We start from the raw sequence: 18,683 nt of genomic DNA, 5'->3' as shown, positions 1-18,683 counted from the left end.
TAAGATACGCAAAGTTTACCAGAGCTTATATAACAAGGAGTATGTCCTGACCATGGTTTCATCATCTGCAGTCGTACCTCGCAGCGGCCTTTATTACTTTTCACAGGGATGGAAGCTCATCACCCAACCGGGCATTCGTCGTTTTGTCATCCTGCCTTTGCTGGTGAATATCCTGCTGATGGGCGGCGCATTCTGGTGGCTATTCACACAACTCGATAGCTGGATCCCCTCGCTGATGAGTCACGTCCCTGACTGGCTTCAGTGGCTCAGCTACTTGCTGTGGCCGATTGTCACTATCTCCGTACTACTGGTGTTCGGCTACCTGTTTTCCACCATAGCCAACTGGATTGCCGCGCCGTTTAACGGTCTGCTGGCTGAACAACTGGAAGCGCGCTTAACGGGCGCAACACCGCCTGACACCGGCGTTCTCGGCATCATGAAAGATGTTCCCCGTATTATGAAACGTGAATGGCAAAAGCTGGCGTGGTATCTCCCGCGCGCCATCGTGTTGCTGATCCTCTATTTCATTCCGGGTATTGGGCAGACCGTCGCCCCGGTGCTGTGGTTCCTGTTCAGCGCATGGATGCTGGCCATTCAGTACTGCGATTATCCGTTTGATAACCATAAGGTGCCTTTTAAGGAGATGCGCGTCGCGCTGCGTACACGCAAGGTCACCAATATGCAATTTGGCGCATTAACCAGTTTGTTCACCATGATTCCGGTGCTCAATCTGTTCATCATGCCGGTCGCGGTTTGTGGTGCCACGGCGATGTGGGTAGACTGCTATCGTGCTAAGCACGCGTTATGGAAGTAATGCAAAAATGTGTAAAAGCGGGCTGGCTTATGCCCGCTCTTATTCCATACTGCAAGGCATTATTTCCCATCAGCATATAGATATGCGATTTCCTTACTTCCCCATACTTTCTCAACAGGTATGCTGAAGCGGTATCCCAATTTCATACAGTTAAGGACAGGCCATGAGTAAGATTTTTGAAGACAACTCGCTGACTATCGGTCATACGCCGCTGGTTCGACTGAACCGTATCGGTAACGGACGCATTCTGGCGAAGGTGGAATCTCGTAACCCGAGCTTTAGCGTCAAATGCCGTATCGGTGCCAATATGATTTGGGATGCCGAAAAACGTGGTGTACTGAAACCGGGTGTTGAGCTGGTAGAACCGACCAGCGGCAACACGGGGATTGCGCTAGCCTACGTTGCCGCAGCCCGCGGTTACAAACTGACTCTGACCATGCCGGAAACGATGAGCATTGAGCGCCGCAAGCTGTTGAAAGCTCTGGGTGCGAACCTGGTGCTGACCGAAGGCGCAAAAGGGATGAAGGGTGCAATCCAGAAAGCGGAAGAAATTGTCGCCAGCGATCCGGAGAAGTTCCTGCTGCTGCAGCAGTTCAGCAACCCGGCGAACCCGGAAATTCACGAAAAAACCACCGGCCCGGAAATCTGGGAAGATACCGATGGCCAGGTTGATGTCTTTATTTCCGGCGTAGGTACCGGCGGTACATTGACTGGTGTGACCCGTTATATCAAAGGCACTAAAGGCAAAACCGATCTGATCACCGTCGCGGTTGAACCTACCGACTCCCCGGTTATCGCCCAGGCGCTGGCGGGTGAAGAACTTAAACCGGGCCCACATAAAATTCAGGGGATTGGCGCGGGTTTCATTCCAGGCAACCTTGATCTGAAACTTATCGATAAAGTCGTCGCCATCACCAATGATGAAGCAATCTCTACTGCGCGTCGCCTGATGGAAGAAGAAGGTATTCTGGCGGGCATTTCTTCCGGCGCTGCTGTTGCTGCCGCGCTTAAGCTGCAGGAAGATGAAACCTTTACCAATAAGAATATAGTGGTTATTCTACCGTCATCGGGTGAGCGTTATCTGAGCACTGCACTGTTTGCCGATCTCTTCACAGAGAAAGAACTGCAACAGTAATGCCAGCATGTTAAAAACGCGTAAAAAAGCACCCATTTGGGTGCTTTTTTGTGGCCTGCTTCAAAGTTTCAACTCGCCTGGCATTGATTCAACCCACCAGAACTGGTATTTAACCAAGCTAATTATTTTGATGCGCGAAATTAATCGTTACAGGAAAAGCGCTAGCTGAATCGATTTTATGATTTGGTTCAACTCTTCTTTTCGCGGCATAATGTTTAATGACGAACGAAACGTCAGCGGCAAGAAGTTGCCAGCAACGGATTGCACCGAACTCCTTTTGTGTCGCGTCCAGTTTACGCCGATGCTAACAATACAGGCTAAAGTTGAACCGCCAGGCTAGACTTTAGTTCCACAACACTAAACCTATAAGTTGGGGAAATATAATGTTCCAGCAAGAAGTTACCATTACCGCTCCGAACGGTCTGCATACTCGCCCTGCTGCTCAGTTTGTTAAAGAAGCAAAAGGCTTTACTTCTGATATTACTGTGACTTCCAACGGCAAAAGCGCTAGCGCCAAAAGCCTGTTTAAACTGCAGACTCTGGGCCTGACTCAGGGTACCGTTGTTACCCTGTCCGCAGAAGGTGAAGACGAGCAGAAAGCAGTTGAGCATCTGGTTAAACTGATGGCTGAACTCGAGTAAGTTCAACGAGTTCTTTTAAATATCAGTCACAAGTAAGGTAGGGTTATGATTTCAGGCATTTTAGCATCCCCGGGTATCGCTTTCGGTAAAGCATTGCTACTGAAAGAAGACGAAATCGTCATTGACCGGAAAAAAATTTCTGCCGACAAGGTTGATCAGGAAGTTGAACGTTTTCTGAGCGGTCGTGCCAAGGCATCTGCGCAACTGGAAGCGATCAAAACCAAAGCTGGTGAAACGTTCGGTGAAGAAAAAGAAGCCATCTTTGAAGGGCATATCATGCTGCTCGAAGATGAGGAGCTGGAGCAGGAAATCATAGCCCTGATTAAAGATAAGCACATGACGGCTGATGCAGCCGCGCATGAAGTTATCGAAGGTCAGGCCACAGCCCTGGAAGAGCTGGATGATGAATACCTGAAAGAACGTGCGGCTGACGTACGTGACATCGGTAAACGCCTGCTGCGTAACATCCTGGGTCTGGCAATTATCGACCTGAGCGCTATTCAGGAAGAAGTTATCCTGGTAGCCGCAGACCTGACCCCGTCAGAAACCGCACAGCTGAACCTGAACAAGGTGCTGGGTTTCATTACTGACGCGGGCGGACGTACTTCCCATACCTCTATCATGGCGCGTTCTCTGGAACTGCCTGCCATCGTCGGTACGGGTAGCGTCACCTCTCAGGTTAAAAACGACGACTATCTGATTCTGGATGCCGTAAACAATCAGGTTTACGTCAATCCGACCAACGACGTTATCGAGCAACTGCGTGCCGTTCAGGAGCAGGTTGCAACCGAGAAAGCGGAACTCGCTAAGCTGAAAGATCTGCCGGCTATCACGCTGGACGGACATCAGGTTGAAGTTTGCGCCAATATCGGTACCGTTCGTGACGTTGAAGGCGCTGAACGTAACGGCGCTGAAGGTGTGGGTCTGTACCGCACCGAATTCCTGTTCATGGACCGTGAATCGCTGCCAACTGAAGAAGAACAGTTTGCTGCGTATAAAGCCGTTGCTGAAGCCTGTGGCTCTCAGGCGGTCATCGTTCGCACCATGGACATCGGCGGCGATAAAGAACTGCCGTACATGAATTTCCCGAAAGAAGAGAACCCGTTCCTGGGCTGGCGTGCCGTGCGTATCGCCATGGATCGTAAAGAGATCCTGCGTGACCAGGTTCGCGCGATTCTGCGCGCCTCTGCTTTCGGTAAACTGCGCATTATGTTCCCAATGATCATCTCTGTTGAAGAAGTGCGTGCACTGCGCAAAGAGATTGAAATCTACAAACAGGAACTGCGCGACGAAGGTAAAGCATTTGACGAGAGCATTGAGATTGGCGTGATGGTGGAAACACCGGCTGCGGCAACAATTGCGCGTCATTTAGCCAAAGAAGTTGATTTCTTTAGTATCGGCACCAATGATTTAACGCAGTACACCCTGGCAGTTGACCGTGGTAATGATATGATTTCACACCTTTACCAACCGATGTCGCCATCTGTGCTGACGCTGATCAAGCAAGTTATTGATGCTTCTCATGCTGAAGGCAAATGGACTGGCATGTGTGGTGAGCTTGCAGGCGACGAACGTGCTACACTTCTGTTGCTGGGGATGGGTCTGGACGAATTCTCTATGAGCGCCATTTCTATCCCGCGCATTAAGAAGATTATCCGTAACACGAACTTCGAAGATGCGAAGGTGTTAGCAGAGCAGGCTCTTGCTCAACCGACAACGGACGAGTTAATGACGCTGGTTAACAAGTTCATTGAAGAAAAAACAATCTGCTAATCCACGAGATGCGGCCCAATTTACTGCTTAGGAGAAGATCATGGGTTTGTTCGATAAACTGAAATCTCTGGTTTCTGATGATAAGAAAGACACCGGAACTATTGAGATTGTTGCTCCGCTCTCTGGCGAGATCGTCAACATCGAAGACGTGCCGGATGTAGTTTTTGCTGAAAAAATCGTTGGTGATGGCATCGCTATCAAACCAACCGGTAACAAAATGGTTGCTCCTGTTGACGGCACCATCGGCAAAATCTTTGAAACCAACCACGCTTTCTCTATCGAATCCGACAGCGGCATTGAGCTGTTTGTTCACTTCGGTATTGATACCGTTGAACTGAAAGGCGAAGGCTTCAAACGCATCGCTGAAGAAGGTCAGCGCGTGAAAGTGGGCGACCCGGTTATTGAATTCGATCTGCCGCTGCTGGAAGAAAAAGCCAAGTCTACCCTGACTCCGGTTGTTATCTCCAACATGGACGAAATCAAAGAACTGATCAAACTGTCCGGTAGCGTGACCGTGGGTGAAACCCCGGTTATCCGCATCAAGAAGTAATTCTTGCCGCAGAGAAAAATGGCGCCGATTGGCGCCATTTTTTTATACACTTCATCCGCCATTAAATGTGTGCAGTCACCGGGCGATAACACGCCTCGCGCATCAGGATTTTCATGCCCTCCGGCCCGCTCTCCAGCATCCGTCGTTCCGAATCCGCCACTAACAACTCACAGTCGTATCCACCCGCAATGCCGAACATAGCCCGCGCCACGCAGATATCTTCCAGCGCCGCTGTCCCGCAGGTATCAAAGTGTCCAACCATACGCCCATTCTGGCGAACTACCAGCCGGTAACTCTTCATCGCACCTCCCCTGCCGGTGGCAGAATTAATTCATCACAGCCGCACTGGTGCGTCCACGTCATCACGTCCAGCACCCGCTGTGCAGCATCGTGCGTCGCGGTCGTCAGCGCTTTCCCCATCACAAGGCCGCTCACCAGCTCGGCACAGAACAGATCGCCAGTCCCCTTCAGATCCGTTTTCACTCGCGGATGAGCTAACACCTCAACCGTTTCAGCCGTCACCACCGCAACATGAATAATCTCTTCCGTATCCCCCGGCGCACTGGTGATCACCACCCATTTCAGGGTGTCGGTGAGCAGTGATTGTGCCGCCGTAATGGCTTCATCAAGCGTACGACACGGCTTTCCGCTCAGCATTTGCAGCTCGAACACATTTGGAGTCAGCCCCTGAGCCAGCGGTAGCAGGTGCTGACGATAAGCCTCCGGAATTTCGGCTTTAACATACATACCGCTATCCGTATCGCCAATCACGGGGTCGACCAAAATGCACAGGTCCGGATGCGTGGTCAGAACAGTTTTCAGCCACTGTGCCAGCAAGGCGATTTGTTCCGCGCTGCCCATGTACCCTGTCGTCACCGCCTTTAGCTCGCGCAAGGCATCACGCTCGTTTAAGGCGCGGAGATAACCGCTAAACCAGTCTGCTGGAATAACGCCGCCGTAGAAGGTTTCATAATGCGGGGTATTACTGAACAGCACCGTAGGTACTGCTGTCACGCGTAACCCCTGCGCTTTAATGGCCGGGACGGCGATGCTGTTACCTACGCTGCCATAAACCACCTGTGACTGAACGGCGACGATATCGGTCTGTAACGCCCGATGCGTGTCGTCGAAGAGCACTGACTGGATATCACTCTCCTGCTCCATAAATTTCTCCTCTCGCTGGACAGCGGGTCTACGCCTCACTATTATCGTCATATGCTAAAATTCATTTTGTCATAGGTCAATAATGATCGACGGAAAAACCGCTAACGAAATTTTTGACAGTATCCGTCAACATGTCACTACAGGCACGCTGGCAGTGGGAGAAACGTTACCGCCAGTGCGGGAACTGGCAACGGAATTAAACGTGAACCGCAATACTGTCGCGGCGGCTTACAAACGCCTGGTCTCCTCCGGGTTGGCACAGAGCCTGGGACGCAACGGTACGGTGATTAAGGGGATTACTGCCCCCGTAGCACTGGAAGGTGGTAATCCTGATACCCCGCTTATCGATCTTTCCGGCGGTAATCCAGCGCCCTCGCGACTTCCTGAGCTGAGTAATTATTTTGCGAAGATAAATAAGAGTCCGCGCTTGTACGGCGATGCCGCTGTGTCACCTGGACTTAAGGTGTGGGCATCACAATGGATGCAAAATGCAATCCCCGGCAAAGGGGAAATTGATATTACCAGCGGTGCCATTGATGCTATCGAACGGCTACTGTGCGCCCATTTGCTGCCTGGTGATAGCGTTGTCGTAGAAGATCCATGCTTTTTAAGCAGCATCAACATGCTGCGCTATGCCGGATTCTCAGCAAACCCGGCCAGCGTTGACCGCGAAGGCATGCTGCCGGGCCAGCTGGAACTCGCGCTACAGAAAGGCGCGCGGGCAGTAATTCTGACACCGCGCGCGCATAACCCGACAGGATGCAGCCTGAGCGCCTCACGCGCGGCGCAATTGCAGGAAATTCTGGCCCGCTATCCGCAGACGCTGGTGATTGTCGACGACCACTTTGCGCTGCTATCTGCTTGCCACTGGTATCCGGTGATTGCGAAGGAAACCACGCACTGGGCGGTTGTCCGCTCGATGTCAAAAACGTTAGGACCAGATTTACGCCTGGCCATTGTGGCCAGCGATCCGCTCACTTCAGGGAAGCTACGTTTAAGGCTTAACTCCGGCAGTCAGTGGGTCAGCCATCTGCTGCAGGATTTGGCCTGCGCCTGCCTGAATGACGAGACTTACCAACACACGCTGGCGCAAACTCAGCAATTTTACGCTGCCCAGCAGCAAAAGTTGACGGCAGCTCTGCGGCGACATGGCATTGAGTTGCCCGTTGGTGACGGTCTGAATATGTGGCTACCGCTGGAAGATAACAGCCAGGCGATCGCTTTTGCGCTGGCAAAGTCCGGCTGGCTGGTACGCGAAGGCGAAGTGTTTGGCGTCAATACGCCTGCCCACGGCCTGCGCATTACGCTGTCAACATTATCAGACAGCGACATTGATAAGCTGGCGACTGATATCCATCAGGCGCTAAAGCGCTAACAGGAGAGAAAAAGTGCGAGTTCATTTTGTTATTCATGAGTCTTTTGAATCTGCTGGCGCGTATCTGCCGTGGGCTGAATCACGCGGCTATACCATCACCTGGTCGCACGTTTACGCCGGGGAAGCGGTCCCTGCGAACGCGGATGGCTTCGATATGTTGGTGGTGTTTGGCGGTCCGCAGTCACCACGAACCACGCTGGCAGAGTGTCCGTACTTTGATTCTCAGGCTGAGCAGCATCTGATCAATCAGGCGATTGCGGCACGTAAAATTGTGGTGGGGATCTGCCTGGGTTCACAGTTAATCGGCGAAGCGCTGGGTGCGAAGGTGTGCCAGAGTCCGGAAAAAGAGATTGGTCACTACCCCATCGTTCTGACCGAAGCAGGCCAACAGCATCCGTTGTTCAGCCATTTTGGTTCACCGCTTACCGTCGGTCACTGGCACAACGATATGCCTGGATTAACCGACCAGGCGACAATTCTCGCCACAAGCGAGGGCTGCCCGCGACAAATCGTACAATACGGTAATTTCGTCTATGGTTTTCAGTGCCATATGGAATTTACGGCTGATGCTATAGAAGGGCTTATTCAACACTCCGAACAAGAACTGGCGGAAGCTAAAGGCAAGCGCTTCATCCGCTCCGTTGAAGAGATGCGCGCATGGGATTATCAGCAGATGAATGAGAAGCTGTGGCAATTCCTTGATAAGCTTGTGGAAAAACGTAACGATTGATTATGGCAGGCCGGATAAGACGCTTTACGTCGTCATCCGGCGATCGTGCCGTACGTTTGCCTGATGGCGCTATGCTTATCAGGCCTACAAACTAAATCCCTGCTCCCTGGTTAAAGTGCTCTTCGCCAAACACGCCGGTTGAAAGGTAGCGATCGCCGCGATCGCAGATGATCGCCACCACCACCGCTCCCGGATTTTGTTCGGCCACGCGAATCGCTCCGGCTACCGCGCCGCCGGAACTAACGCCGCAGAATACACCCTCTTTCACCGCCAGCGCGCGCATGGTGTTTTCCGCATCGTTCTGATGAATATCCAATACCTCATCCACCAGCGAGGCGTTAAAAATGCCCGGCATATATTCCGCAGGCCAGCGGCGAATTCCCGGAATACTACTGCCCTCTTCCGGCTGCAGGCCAACGATGGTAACCGCTTTTTCTTGCTCACGCAGAAAACGCGACACACCAGTAATAGTGCCTGTTGTTCCCATACTGGAGACAAAGTGGGTAATACGACCTGACGTCTGCTGCCAGATTTCCGGTCCGGTGGTGGTGTAATGCGCGTACGGGTTATCCGGATTATTAAATTGGTCGAGAAGTTTACCTTCTCCGCGCTGCGCCATTTCAAGAGCTAAGTCACGCGCGCCTTCCATCCCCTGCTCTTTGGTCACCAGAACCAGTTCAGCCCCGTAAGCACGCATCGCCGCTCGGCGCTCCTGGCTCATGTTGTCTGGCATCAGCAGCTTCATGCGGTAGCCCTTCAGCGCGGCGATCATTGCCAGAGCAATTCCGGTATTACCGCTGGTAGCCTCGATCAGCACATCACCAGGCTTAATTTCTCCACGTTTTTCCGCTTCGACAATCATCGACAGCGCAGCCCGGTCTTTCACCGAACCCGCGGGATTATTGCCTTCCAGCTTGACCCAAATTTCACTGCCGTTATCCGGCGCCAGACGTTGTAGTTTCACTAGAGGCGTATTGCCAATTGTTTGTTCTAATGTGTTCACGTTTTGAGCTCGTAAAAAAGCCCGGGGGCGCAGCGCTTACCGGGCGATAAACATACTTTTTAACCTATCAGGCACTTTGCGCCAGAGCAAGTTCCTCTTCACGCGTTTCAATACGCTGGTCGCCGTTATACAGACGCGCATTTTGCAGCCCGACAAACAGCCGTTCGCCGCGGCTTGGGGAATCATCGCCCTGCATGATGACCGTCAGCGGTTCGTTATACCACCCCAGCGGTTGGACAACTAATTGGGTGTAGTGACCTTTCGGGCTGGCTTCCAGTACCTGTACCGGCAACGGCGAATCCAGGCTGGTACGACGGCTCACATCCACTTCCCACGGGCGCAGGAACAGGTCGACCGGCCCTTGATACGCTGGCGTATAGCCCAGTGGCCAACGGTGTGCGCCGACATGGAATTGGCCGCCGCGAATCGTCCCCTGCAGGCGGTTAACCTCCCCCATAAACTCCAGCACAAAACGGGTAGCCGGTTCGCGCCAGACTTGATCCGGCGCATCAGCCTGCTCAATATGACCCTGACTCATCACTACCACGCGATCGGCAACTTCCGTCGCTTCTTCCTGGTCGTGGGTAACAAACACGCTGGTGAACTTCAGCTCTTCATGCAGCTGACGCAGCCAACGACGCAGTTCTTTACGTACCTGAGCATCGAGCGCGCCAAACGGCTCGTCGAGCAGCAGGATCTGCGGCTCTACCGCCAGCGCACGCGCCAACGCCACACGCTGCTTTTGCCCACCAGAAAGCTGCGCCGGGAAGCGGTCCGCCAGATGAGCCAATTGAACCATCTCCAGCAGTTTGGTGACTTTTGCTTTGATGGCCGCCGCATTCGGGCGCTCACGCCGTGGCAGGACCGTCAGACCAAACGCGATATTGTCGAAAACGGTCATATGACGAAACAGCGCATAGTGCTGGAATACGAATCCCACTTTACGGTCGCGAGCATGCAAACGACTGACGTCGGTGCCGTGAAAACGGATATGCCCGCTGGACTGATGCTCCAGCCCGGCAATAATGCGCAGCAGCGTGGTTTTGCCCGAGCCGGATGGCCCCAGCAGCGCGACCATCTGACCTGAAGGAATATCCAGCGAGATATCGTTCAGCACCTGGGTGCGACCAAAAGACTTCTTAATATTGGCAATCTCAATGCTCATGATTTTCCTCCTGCTGCGCGCGTTTCTCCTGGTTCTCCAGACGCCATTGCAACATGCTCTTCAAAAACAGGGTAATAATCGCCATCAGCGTTAATAGCGCCGCGGCGGTAAAAGAGCCGACCGTGTTGTAGTCCTGCTCCAGTAATTCAATTTGTAGCGGTAGCGATAGGGTTTCGCCGCGAATCGAGCCGGAAACCACCGACACCGCGCCAAACTCGCCAATCGCACGGGCGTTGGTCAGCACCACGCCGTACAGCAATGCCCAACGGATATTTGGCAGCGTAACGCGCCGGAACATCTGCCAGCCGGACGCGCCCAGCAACACAGCCGCTTCATCTTCATTGCTGCCCTGGCTTAACATCACCGGCACCAACTCTCGCACCACAAACGGACAGGTCACGAATACCGTCACCAGCACCATCCCCGGCCAGGCAAACATAATTTGCAGGTTATGCTCATCCAGCCATCCACCCAGCGGACCGTTAGAGCCGTAAAACAGCAGATACACCAGGCCGGCAACCACCGGCGAGACGGCAAACGGAATATCCAGTAAGGTCAGCAACAACTGGCGTCCTGGGAAGTTAAAACGGGTCACCAGCCAGGCCAGCAACACACCAAACACCAGGTTCACCGGCACCGCAATCAGCGCAATCAGCACCGTCAGCCAGATGGCATGCAGCATGTCCGGATCCGCCAGGTTCTGTAATACCGGCATTAATCCCTTGCTGAACGCCTGCACGAAGATGTAAATCATCGGCACCAGCAAAATAAACGCGGAGACCAGCATGCCCGTGCCGATCAGAAACCATTTACCCCAGTTGATGCGGGGTGCGCCATAGCGTTTCAATTGGGTAATGTCTGCCATCAGTGACCTACCACACGTCGACCAAAGCGACTTTGCAGGGTGTTAATTGAAAACAGCAGCAACAACGAAGCCCCGAGGATCACAGAAGCAATCGCGCTGGCGGCCGGGTAGTCAAACTCCTGCAAGCGAACAAAAATCATCAGCGAGGTCACTTCCGTTTTCCATGCGATGTTCCCAGCGATAAAGATAACCGCGCCAAACTCACCGAGGCTGCGGGTAAAAGAAAGCGCAACGCCCGCCACCAGCGCGGGGGACAGCTCCGGCAGCACCACTTTACGGAAACTCTGCCAGCGCGTGGCACCGAGCGTTTCCGCCGCTTCTTCATATTCGGGACCTAATTCTTCCAGCACCGGCTGGACGGTACGCACCACGAACGGAATGCTGGTAAACGCCATCGCCACCGCGATACCAAGCCAGGTGTAGGTCACCTTGATATCCAGCTTCGCCAGCCACTCGCCGTAGAAGCCATTAACCGAAAACAGCGACGCCAGCGTCAGACCCGCCACCGCCGTAGGCAGCGCAAACGGCAGATCCATCAGTGCATCCAACAGCGTACGGCCCGGAAAGCGATAGCGGGTTAAGATCCACGCCATCAGCAAACCGAACACGCCGTTAAAAATCGACGCCACAAACGCCGACAGCAGCGTCACTTTATAAGCCGCCACCACCTGCGGATTGGTAATCACATCCCAGTATTGCGCCCAGCTCATTTGCGCCAGTTGCATCACCAGCGCGCTCAGCGGCAGCAGCAATATCAGGCAGACAAACAGTAAGCTTGTACCCAGGCTCAAAGTGAAGCCGGGCAGCACGCGTCGGGAAGAAACAGCAAACATTTACTTACGCCCCGCCGCCAGCAGTTTGTCCAGCTCTCCACCGCTGACAAAGTGTGTTTTCATCACTTCAGGCCACGAACCAAACTTATCTTCCACACGGAACAATTCGGTCTGCGGGAATTTATCTTGCTGTTTGTCCATCACCTGCGGGTTATTCACGCGGTAGTAGAAATCGGTAATAATGGTTTGCGCCTGCGGGCTGTACAGCCAGGTCAGGTACGCTTTAGCTGCTTTTTCAGTACCGTTGGCTCGCACATTTTTATCTACCCAGGCCACCGGGAATTCGGCGAGGATATTGGTTTTCGGGATAACCACTTCAAAACCCTGCGCTTCATACTGTTTACGAATGTTGTTCACTTCTGATTCGAAGCTGATCAGCACATCGCCCAGACCGCGCTCTGCAAAGGTGGTGGTAGCACCGCGACCGCCGGTATCAAACACTTCGACGTTTTTCAGAAACTGGGTCATGAACTGTTCGGTTTTGGTTTTATCACCACCGTCAGCTTTATCCGCAGCACCCCACGCCGCCAGATAGGTATAGCGCGCGTTACCGGAGGTTTTTGGGTTTGGGAAAATCAGTTTCACATCAGAACGCACAAGGTCATTCCAGTCATGAATGTTTTTCGGGTTCCCCTTACGCACCAGGAAACCCATGGTGGAATAGAACGGCGAGCTGTTATTCGGCAGGCGGCTTTGCCAGTCGGCGGGGATCAGTTTGCCTTTGTCATGCAGGATCTGCACGTCGGTGACCTGGTTATAGGTCACCACATCGGCTTTCAGCCCCTGCAGAATCGCCAGAGCCTGTTTTGATGACCCGGCATGAGATTGTTTAATCGTCAGTTTGTCACCGCCGTTATCCTTCGCCCATTGCTGTTCAAACGGTGGATTAAGGGCGGCAAAAAGCTCACGGGAAACATCGTATGAACTGTTCAGCAGTTCCGTTGCCTGCGCCTGCCCCACCAGCAACAGCATGGCTGCCAGCGTCAGTGTTCTTTTTTTCAGTAAGTTAACGGCCATTGCGCACCCTTATAAATTTAATGACTTTCTTATGGTCATCATATTTATAACCAGTGCTAAAGGAGTAACGGTTTTATATACCGTTTGATGATTTGAAAGTTGAAAAGAGAATAAGAGAATCCCTCCCCACACCGAGTGAGGAGGAGACCGGCATCAATCAGACGCCGACGCTAACGCTTTCAGGCAGGGTGCTACCGCCATCAATCACGTTTTGCGTGCCAGTTAAGTAACTGGACTCATCCGAGGCCAGGAACGCCGCCAGTTCACCGACCTCAAGCGGACAGGCCAGACGACGCATCGGGATCGCTTTCGCCATTTCGACTAAAACGGATTCAGGATCTTCCGGGTTAGATTGACGCGCAATGCTTTCCGCCATCGGCGTACGAACGTAGCCTGGGCAAATGGCATTAACGCGAATGCCTGACTGCGCATATTCTACCGCCAGGGATTTGGTCAAACCGATGATTGCGGCTTTCGACAGTGCGTAGGCCGTTTCGCCCGGGTCGGCAACCATATCGCCGGTCACCGATGACATCATCACGATGCGCCCGTCTTTGCGCGCAATCATCTCCGGCAGAACGGCTTTCGTCACATTCCAGACGCCTTTAATGTTGATATCAATGTGGAAATCGCGATCTTCATCGCTCATATCAAGGAAGTTGCCGAGGCGGCATACGCCGGCATTGTTCACCAGAATATCGATTTTGCCTTCAATCTGCTTCGCGCGCATCACCGCTTCCTTGACCGACGCAAAATCTCTGACGTCAGCGTGAACGGCTGTGCAACGGTGCCCTCGCCCAGCCAACTCATCCGCCAGTTTTTCAATCTCATCGGAGATATCCAGCAGAATTAAGTTCGCACCATGGCGGGCAAACGTTCTGGCGATACCCTCGCCAATACCCTGAGATGCGCCCGTAATCAATGCTGTTTTGCCCGTGAGTTTTCCCATTTCAATATTCTCCTTTTGAATATGAAGCCTTCGCTTCATTCACGCAGAAGATACAGCAATAACAAATTAGTGCTGAGGAATAGCTCACTAAATCAGGTTAATCTCAGGTAAAAAAAATCCCCGACGATGCGGGGATGTCTATTTCGTGGCCGATAACAGGATCAGATCGCCATTACAGCGCCATTAAACGGTCCAGCGACGGTGCAAAGTAATAGCCGCCGGTTACCGGTTTGGTGAAGCGCAGCATTGCATCACGCTTACCGTCGGTGTCACCAAACATGCTCAGCAACTGTTGTTCAATGTTGTGCAGACGGGCGCAGTAGGCGCAGAAATAGAGACCATGCGTGCCGCTGGCAGTGCCGTATGGCAGGCTCTGGCGTACAATTTTCAGCCCTTTACCGTCTTCTTTGAGGTCAACACGGCTCAGGTGAGAGGTGACCGGACGGTCATCACCGTCGATCTCTTCGTTGGCTTCCTTGGTGCGGCCAATCATCATTTCCTGGTCATGGATGCTCATGCGATTAAGCTGCTTCAGGTTATGTTCCCAACGCTGCACAAACACATAGCTGCCACCGGCATCCACACCATCTTTGATAACGGCGACTTCACGGCGCGTTTCTTCGCCTGCCGGGTTTTCCGTACCGTCAACAAAGCCGCTGAGATCGCGCTCTTCGACCCAACGGAAACCGTGGATTTCTTCTTTGACTTCAATACAGTCGCCAAATGCTTCCATTGCCGCCTGCGCAACGGAGAAATTCACGTCATGACGCAAAGAGAGAATATGGATCAACACGTCATATTGGGTTGCAGGTGCCAGACCTTTACCGTAAGGGATAAAGTCTTTTAACTCTTCAGCACCGACGCCGCCGCTCAATGCACGCCAGGTGTTGTTGCCAAAAGCGACAACCGCGCCCAGATGCGCATCCGGGAACTTAGCTTCAAAGGTCGCCAGCTTATCGGCGAAGGTTTTGCTGGCCGCACGCAGGGCCTCAACGTCGCCTTTAACATTGGCTTCAATCCAAATCGCCGCACGGCAATGTTCTGGCAAAATGCCACTCTGAACCTGAGACATTGTTCCTCCTGAAAAAAAGATGCCACGACATCGTGGCATTGATGGGCGCTATTCTACCTGTTTTTTTAACAAGCCGATTTGTTCAGACGCAAATTAACGCCGCCAGATAATTTTGCTTACTTTCCATGCTTTCAGCGTGTCGTCAGATGGCATTATATCTTCAGGCCCGCTCCATTCACCGGAAAAAATATAGCTAATATGTTGACTTCCTTCAGCTTTACACTCAACGCCTGCGCTGTCATCGCCGGTTGCCTTTTGGCAATTACCGAAAGCTTTAGTGTAAAGGTCGCTAAACGGTGTACCGATTTCGACACCCGCGACTGACGAAATATCGTGGTCTAACACATCAATACGACTAATGGTTCCCTGGCTGCCATTGATGACTATCGCCAGCTTGTCGTCTTTCATCGCTTCATAGAAGCGCACCACATTTCCGTTATCAGTCTTCATCCCGCTACGCAGGCGGTAATCACCGTCCAGCGCATCAGCAATGGCTTTTTCATCCAGCGGTGTCGCGCTCGTTAACGCTCCGACGCCCTGCTCTGTGACCTGCGTTGAAGAACCAAACCAGTTCCACGGATTGGCGGCAGACCAGTTCACCGAGGACAACGTTGAACACCCGGCCAGTAGCAGCGGCATCGCGCATAAAGTCAAACGCAGTGATTTCATTTCACTTCCTTCCTTATTTATCAACGTTGCTTGGAGTCCGGTTTCCCCAAAAAGTGCCGTTATTCTTTCTCAAGGGAAAAACAGGCGCGCAGACGTTGATTGGTTAACAGCCAGATCAGTGCGACGATATCCGCCACCAGCAGCGCCAGCCCGACACCGTTGAGCGGATCGCCTGCCAGCCACATCACCGGCTGCCAGCACAGCAGCATCAGTTGAGCGAGAATCAATAATCCGCGCAGCCAGCGCCAGATTCCCGGAAACGCAAAGCGTCGCCCGCTGAGTAAAAACGCCAACACGGCGGGAACGCCGGGGAGCAAACCCAGCCAGAATGCGTCATGATCGGGATAAAACAGATTCAGCAACGTGTTGCCCTGCTCACGGGAAGAACCGGCAATCACAAACAAAACCCAGGTGCGTGCCTGTAACAACAGCACGCACCAGAAGAGAAAAGGCAGGCGCAGACGCCCATGACCGTCATAGTCGGCCGGATGAAACTCAGTACTCTTCATCTTCAATCAAACGCTTGCCCAGATTGAGTACATCCGCATGTTCATAGCCCAGACGTTCATACATGCCCTGTACGACATCGTTATCGTCACGCACCATGATTTGAATCTTCGGGCAACCGCGGGCAATGAGCTTTTTCTCCAACCGGTTGAGTAGCGCATTGGCGATACCGCGACCGCGAAACTCAGGATGCACGCCCAGGTAATAGGCGGAACCGCGATGCCCGTCGTATCCGCCCATCACCGTACCGACCACCTCACCGTTCACTTCAGCGACGAGGAACAAGCTGACGTCATGATTGACTTTACGTTCGATGTCCATTTCAGGGTCGTTCCATGGACGCAGCAAATCACAACGCTCCCAGAGGGTGATCACCTCTTCGAAATCTTCCTGGCGAAAAACGCGTATTTCCATGGTATTGGTTACCTTTTCAGGACGTTAAAAAGCGATTATGGCGCGAACGGCTGATTTAGCCAATATCTGACGCGAAGCGGCGGAAAAAATGGCATAATACGGAATTGTCACGTATTGAAATGAAAAGTAAAACAATTCTTATCTCGATCCGTCGCAACGGACTACGCGATACGATATAACGTTTAGAACCTTTTTTTTACAACTCAGGCCGTATGAGCACTTTTAAACCACTAAAAACACTCACATCGCGCCGCCAGGTGCTGAAAGCCGGGCTGGCCGCCCTGACGCTGTCAGGCATGTCGCAAGCCATCGCTAAAGAAGAAGCGCTAAAGACCAGTAATGGACACAGCAAACCGAAAGCGAAAAAATCAGGCGCTAAGCGTGTTGTTGTTCTTGATCCGGGGCACGGCGGGATTGATACCGGCGCAATTGGTCGCAACGGATCGAAAGAAAAGCACGTGGTGCTGGCGATTGCCAAAAACGTGCGCTCAATCCTACGCAACCAGGGGATTGATGCACGCCTGACCCGCTCCGGCGATACGTTTATTCCGCTCTACGATCGCGTCGAGATCGCCCACAAACATGGCGCAGATCTTTTCATGTCGATCCACGCCGACGGTTTTACCAATCCGAGCGCTGCGGGTGCTTCGGTCTTTGCCTTATCCAATCGCGGTGCCAGTAGCGCCATGGCGAAATATCTGTCCGATCGTGAAAACCGGGCCGATGAAGTCGCCGGGAAGAAGGCCACCGACAAAGATCATTTGTTGCAGCAGGTGCTGTTCGATCTGGTGCAAACTGACACCATTAAAAACAGCCTGACGTTAGGCTCGCATATTCTTAAGAAGATCAAGCCGGTACACCGTCTGCACAGTCGCAGCACGGAACAAGCCGCCTTCGTGGTGCTAAAATCACCTTCGATTCCGTCGGTCCTGGTCGAAACCTCATTCATCACCAACCCGGAAGAAGAACGATTACTGGGGACGGCTGCGTTTCGTCAGAAAATCGCCACCGCTATCGCCAATGGCATCATCAGCTATTTCCACTGGTTTGATAACCAGAAAGCACACTCGAAGAAACGTTAACCATGAAGCCCGATGTACAACGCGTAAAACAGTTCCTGCTCAACCTGCAGGATGAGATTTGTCAGCAGTTATCCACCATAGACGGCACCGAATTTGTTGAGGATAACTGGCAACGCGAAGCGGGCGGCGGCGGGCGCAGTCGAGTGTTGCGTAACGGCGGTATTTTCGAGCAAGCAGGCGTCAACTTCTCTCATGTCCATGGCGATGCAATGCCGGCCTCGGCTACTGCACATCGCCCGGAGCTTGCCGGGCGTAGCTTTGAAGCGATGGGCGTCTCGTTGGTGGTGCATCCGCAGAATCCTTACATTCCGACCAGCCATGCCAACGTACGTTTTTTTATCGCGGAGAAACCGGGCGCCGACCCGGTGTGGTGGTTTGGCGGCGGCTTTGACTTAACGCCCTACTACGGCTTTGATGAGGATGCAGTTCACTGGCACCGCACGGCGCGGGATCTATGCCAGCCGTTCGGCGAAGATGTTTATCCCCGTTACAAAAAGTGGTGCGATGACTACTTCTTCCTCAAGCACCGCAACGAGCAGCGCGGCATTGGCGGGCTGTTCTTCGATGATTTGAATACGCCAGATTTCGAGCACTGCTTCGCCTTTATGCAGGCTGTTGGAAAGGGTTATACCGAGGCGTATTTGCCCATCGTTGAGCGCCGCAAAGCAATGAGCTGGGGCGAGCGTGAACGCAATTTTCAGCTTTATCGTCGCGGACGCTATGTGGAATTTAACCTGGTATGGGATCGCGGCACATTATTCGGTTTGCAAACCGGCGGGCGCACGGAATCGATTCTGATGTCGATGCCGCCGCTGGTACGCTGGGAGTATGACTGGCAGCCAGAAGCGAACAGCCCGGAAGCCGCCCTTAGCGAGTTTATTCAGGTCCGCGACTGGGTGTAATGGCCTGATAGCGACACAATTCG

21 protein-coding genes are annotated in these 18,683 nt (G+C 52.9%); 9 read left to right on the top strand and 12 right to left on the bottom strand.

The window, feature by feature from the left end:
• Window positions 1-52: 52 nt before the first annotated feature.
• From cysZ to crr, 5 genes are all read left to right on the top strand, one after another.
• Window positions 53-814, top strand: coding sequence for a sulfate transporter CysZ (cysZ, locus tag OGX67_RS11360; RefSeq protein ID WP_003038094.1), 762 nt, complete (start codon window positions 53-55; stop codon window positions 812-814).
• 163 nt (window positions 815-977) lie between these two features.
• A complete protein-coding gene (gene cysK, locus OGX67_RS11355) occupies window positions 978-1,949 on the top strand; it encodes a cysteine synthase A (protein WP_003038091.1) in 972 nt (323 codons plus the stop codon).
• A gap of 383 nt (window positions 1,950-2,332) precedes the next feature.
• The gene (gene ptsH, locus OGX67_RS11350; RefSeq protein WP_003038086.1) at window positions 2,333-2,590 is read left to right on the top strand and encodes a phosphocarrier protein Hpr; all 258 of its coding nucleotides are present in this window, start codon (window positions 2,333-2,335) and stop codon (window positions 2,588-2,590) included.
• A 45-nt stretch (window positions 2,591-2,635) separates the two neighbouring features.
• On the top strand, window positions 2,636-4,363 hold the full coding sequence (gene ptsI, locus OGX67_RS11345) for a phosphoenolpyruvate-protein phosphotransferase PtsI (RefSeq protein WP_003038080.1): 1,728 nt from the start codon (window positions 2,636-2,638) through the stop codon (window positions 4,361-4,363).
• Window positions 4,364-4,403: 40 nt separating this feature from the next.
• Window positions 4,404-4,913, top strand: a complete 510-nt coding sequence (gene crr, locus OGX67_RS11340) for a PTS glucose transporter subunit IIA (protein WP_000522253.1) — start codon at window positions 4,404-4,406, stop codon at window positions 4,911-4,913.
• Window positions 4,914-4,974: 61 nt separating this feature from the next.
• Here the strand turns inward: crr and OGX67_RS11335 are convergent, their stop codons facing one another.
• On the bottom strand, window positions 4,975-5,214 hold the full coding sequence (locus tag OGX67_RS11335; RefSeq protein ID WP_003038077.1) for a hypothetical protein: 240 nt from the start codon (window positions 5,212-5,214) through the stop codon (window positions 4,975-4,977).
• Window positions 5,211-6,077 (bottom strand): pyridoxine/pyridoxal/pyridoxamine kinase, encoded by an 867-nt coding sequence (pdxK, locus tag OGX67_RS11330; RefSeq protein ID WP_257651530.1) that lies wholly within the window; start codon window positions 6,075-6,077, stop codon window positions 5,211-5,213. Before pdxK ends, OGX67_RS11335 begins: the two co-directional genes overlap by 4 nt.
• Window positions 6,078-6,159: 82 nt before the next feature.
• On the opposite strand from pdxK, the gene ptsJ reads away from it, so the two are divergent.
• Together ptsJ and OGX67_RS11320 are read left to right on the top strand one after the other, a co-directional pair.
• Window positions 6,160-7,452 carry a MocR-like B6 salvage transcription factor PtsJ gene (gene ptsJ, locus OGX67_RS11325; RefSeq protein ID WP_071697589.1) on the top strand — a complete coding sequence of 431 codons (1,293 nt, stop codon included), beginning with the start codon at window positions 6,160-6,162 and terminating at the stop codon, window positions 7,450-7,452.
• A 13-nt stretch (window positions 7,453-7,465) separates the two neighbouring features.
• Window positions 7,466-8,182, top strand: a complete 717-nt coding sequence (locus OGX67_RS11320) for a type 1 glutamine amidotransferase (protein WP_239042747.1) — start codon at window positions 7,466-7,468, stop codon at window positions 8,180-8,182.
• 91 nt (window positions 8,183-8,273) lie between these two features.
• Here the strand turns inward: OGX67_RS11320 and cysM are convergent, their stop codons facing one another.
• From cysM to OGX67_RS11270, 10 genes are all read right to left on the bottom strand, one after another.
• Window positions 8,274-9,185 (bottom strand): cysteine synthase CysM, encoded by a 912-nt coding sequence (gene cysM / locus OGX67_RS11315; protein ID WP_257651531.1) that lies wholly within the window; start codon window positions 9,183-9,185, stop codon window positions 8,274-8,276.
• A gap of 67 nt (window positions 9,186-9,252) precedes the next feature.
• Window positions 9,253-10,350 (bottom strand): sulfate/thiosulfate ABC transporter ATP-binding protein CysA, encoded by a 1,098-nt coding sequence (gene cysA, locus OGX67_RS11310; protein WP_032949743.1) that lies wholly within the window; start codon window positions 10,348-10,350, stop codon window positions 9,253-9,255.
• On the bottom strand, window positions 10,340-11,215 hold the full coding sequence (gene cysW, locus OGX67_RS11305; protein WP_003038064.1) for a sulfate/thiosulfate ABC transporter permease CysW: 876 nt from the start codon (window positions 11,213-11,215) through the stop codon (window positions 10,340-10,342). The genes cysA and cysW overlap by 11 nt, the downstream gene beginning before the upstream one ends.
• The gene (gene cysT, locus OGX67_RS11300) at window positions 11,215-12,048 is read right to left on the bottom strand and encodes a sulfate/thiosulfate ABC transporter permease CysT (protein ID WP_003038061.1); all 834 of its coding nucleotides are present in this window, start codon (window positions 12,046-12,048) and stop codon (window positions 11,215-11,217) included. Before cysT ends, cysW begins: the two co-directional genes overlap by 1 nt.
• On the bottom strand, window positions 12,049-13,065 hold the full coding sequence (gene cysP, locus OGX67_RS11295) for a thiosulfate/sulfate ABC transporter substrate-binding protein CysP (RefSeq protein WP_257651532.1): 1,017 nt from the start codon (window positions 13,063-13,065) through the stop codon (window positions 12,049-12,051).
• Window positions 13,066-13,222: 157 nt separating this feature from the next.
• On the bottom strand, window positions 13,223-14,014 hold the full coding sequence (gene ucpA / locus OGX67_RS11290; RefSeq protein ID WP_003038057.1) for an SDR family oxidoreductase UcpA: 792 nt from the start codon (window positions 14,012-14,014) through the stop codon (window positions 13,223-13,225).
• 172 nt (window positions 14,015-14,186) lie between these two features.
• Complete coding sequence (yfeX, locus tag OGX67_RS11285) at window positions 14,187-15,086, bottom strand: porphyrinogen peroxidase (RefSeq protein WP_003838547.1); 900 nt, start codon at window positions 15,084-15,086, stop codon at window positions 14,187-14,189.
• A 93-nt stretch (window positions 15,087-15,179) separates the two neighbouring features.
• Window positions 15,180-15,755 carry an RpoE-regulated lipoprotein gene (locus tag OGX67_RS11280; protein WP_049000854.1) on the bottom strand — a complete coding sequence of 192 codons (576 nt, stop codon included), beginning with the start codon at window positions 15,753-15,755 and terminating at the stop codon, window positions 15,180-15,182.
• A 59-nt stretch (window positions 15,756-15,814) separates the two neighbouring features.
• Window positions 15,815-16,264, bottom strand: coding sequence for a DUF2919 domain-containing protein (locus OGX67_RS11275; protein WP_071697591.1), 450 nt, complete (start codon window positions 16,262-16,264; stop codon window positions 15,815-15,817).
• On the bottom strand, window positions 16,251-16,676 hold the full coding sequence (locus OGX67_RS11270; RefSeq protein ID WP_003038048.1) for a GNAT family acetyltransferase: 426 nt from the start codon (window positions 16,674-16,676) through the stop codon (window positions 16,251-16,253). The genes OGX67_RS11275 and OGX67_RS11270 overlap by 14 nt, the downstream gene beginning before the upstream one ends.
• Before the next feature lie 212 nt (window positions 16,677-16,888).
• On the opposite strand from OGX67_RS11270, the gene amiA reads away from it, so the two are divergent.
• Both amiA and hemF read left to right on the top strand, forming a co-directional pair.
• Window positions 16,889-17,758 carry an N-acetylmuramoyl-L-alanine amidase AmiA gene (gene amiA / locus OGX67_RS11265; RefSeq protein WP_003038046.1) on the top strand — a complete coding sequence of 290 codons (870 nt, stop codon included), beginning with the start codon at window positions 16,889-16,891 and terminating at the stop codon, window positions 17,756-17,758.
• Window positions 17,759-17,760: 2 nt separating this feature from the next.
• A complete protein-coding gene (gene hemF / locus OGX67_RS11260) occupies window positions 17,761-18,660 on the top strand; it encodes an oxygen-dependent coproporphyrinogen oxidase (protein WP_016150736.1) in 900 nt (299 codons plus the stop codon).
• Window positions 18,661-18,683 lie beyond the last annotated feature (23 nt).

Source organism: Citrobacter sp. Cf118, from assembly GCF_030334095.1.
In the GTDB taxonomy this organism is placed as follows: domain Bacteria; phylum Pseudomonadota; class Gammaproteobacteria; order Enterobacterales; family Enterobacteriaceae; genus Citrobacter; species Citrobacter freundii.
This window is presented reverse-complemented; position numbering and strand designations above follow the sequence as displayed.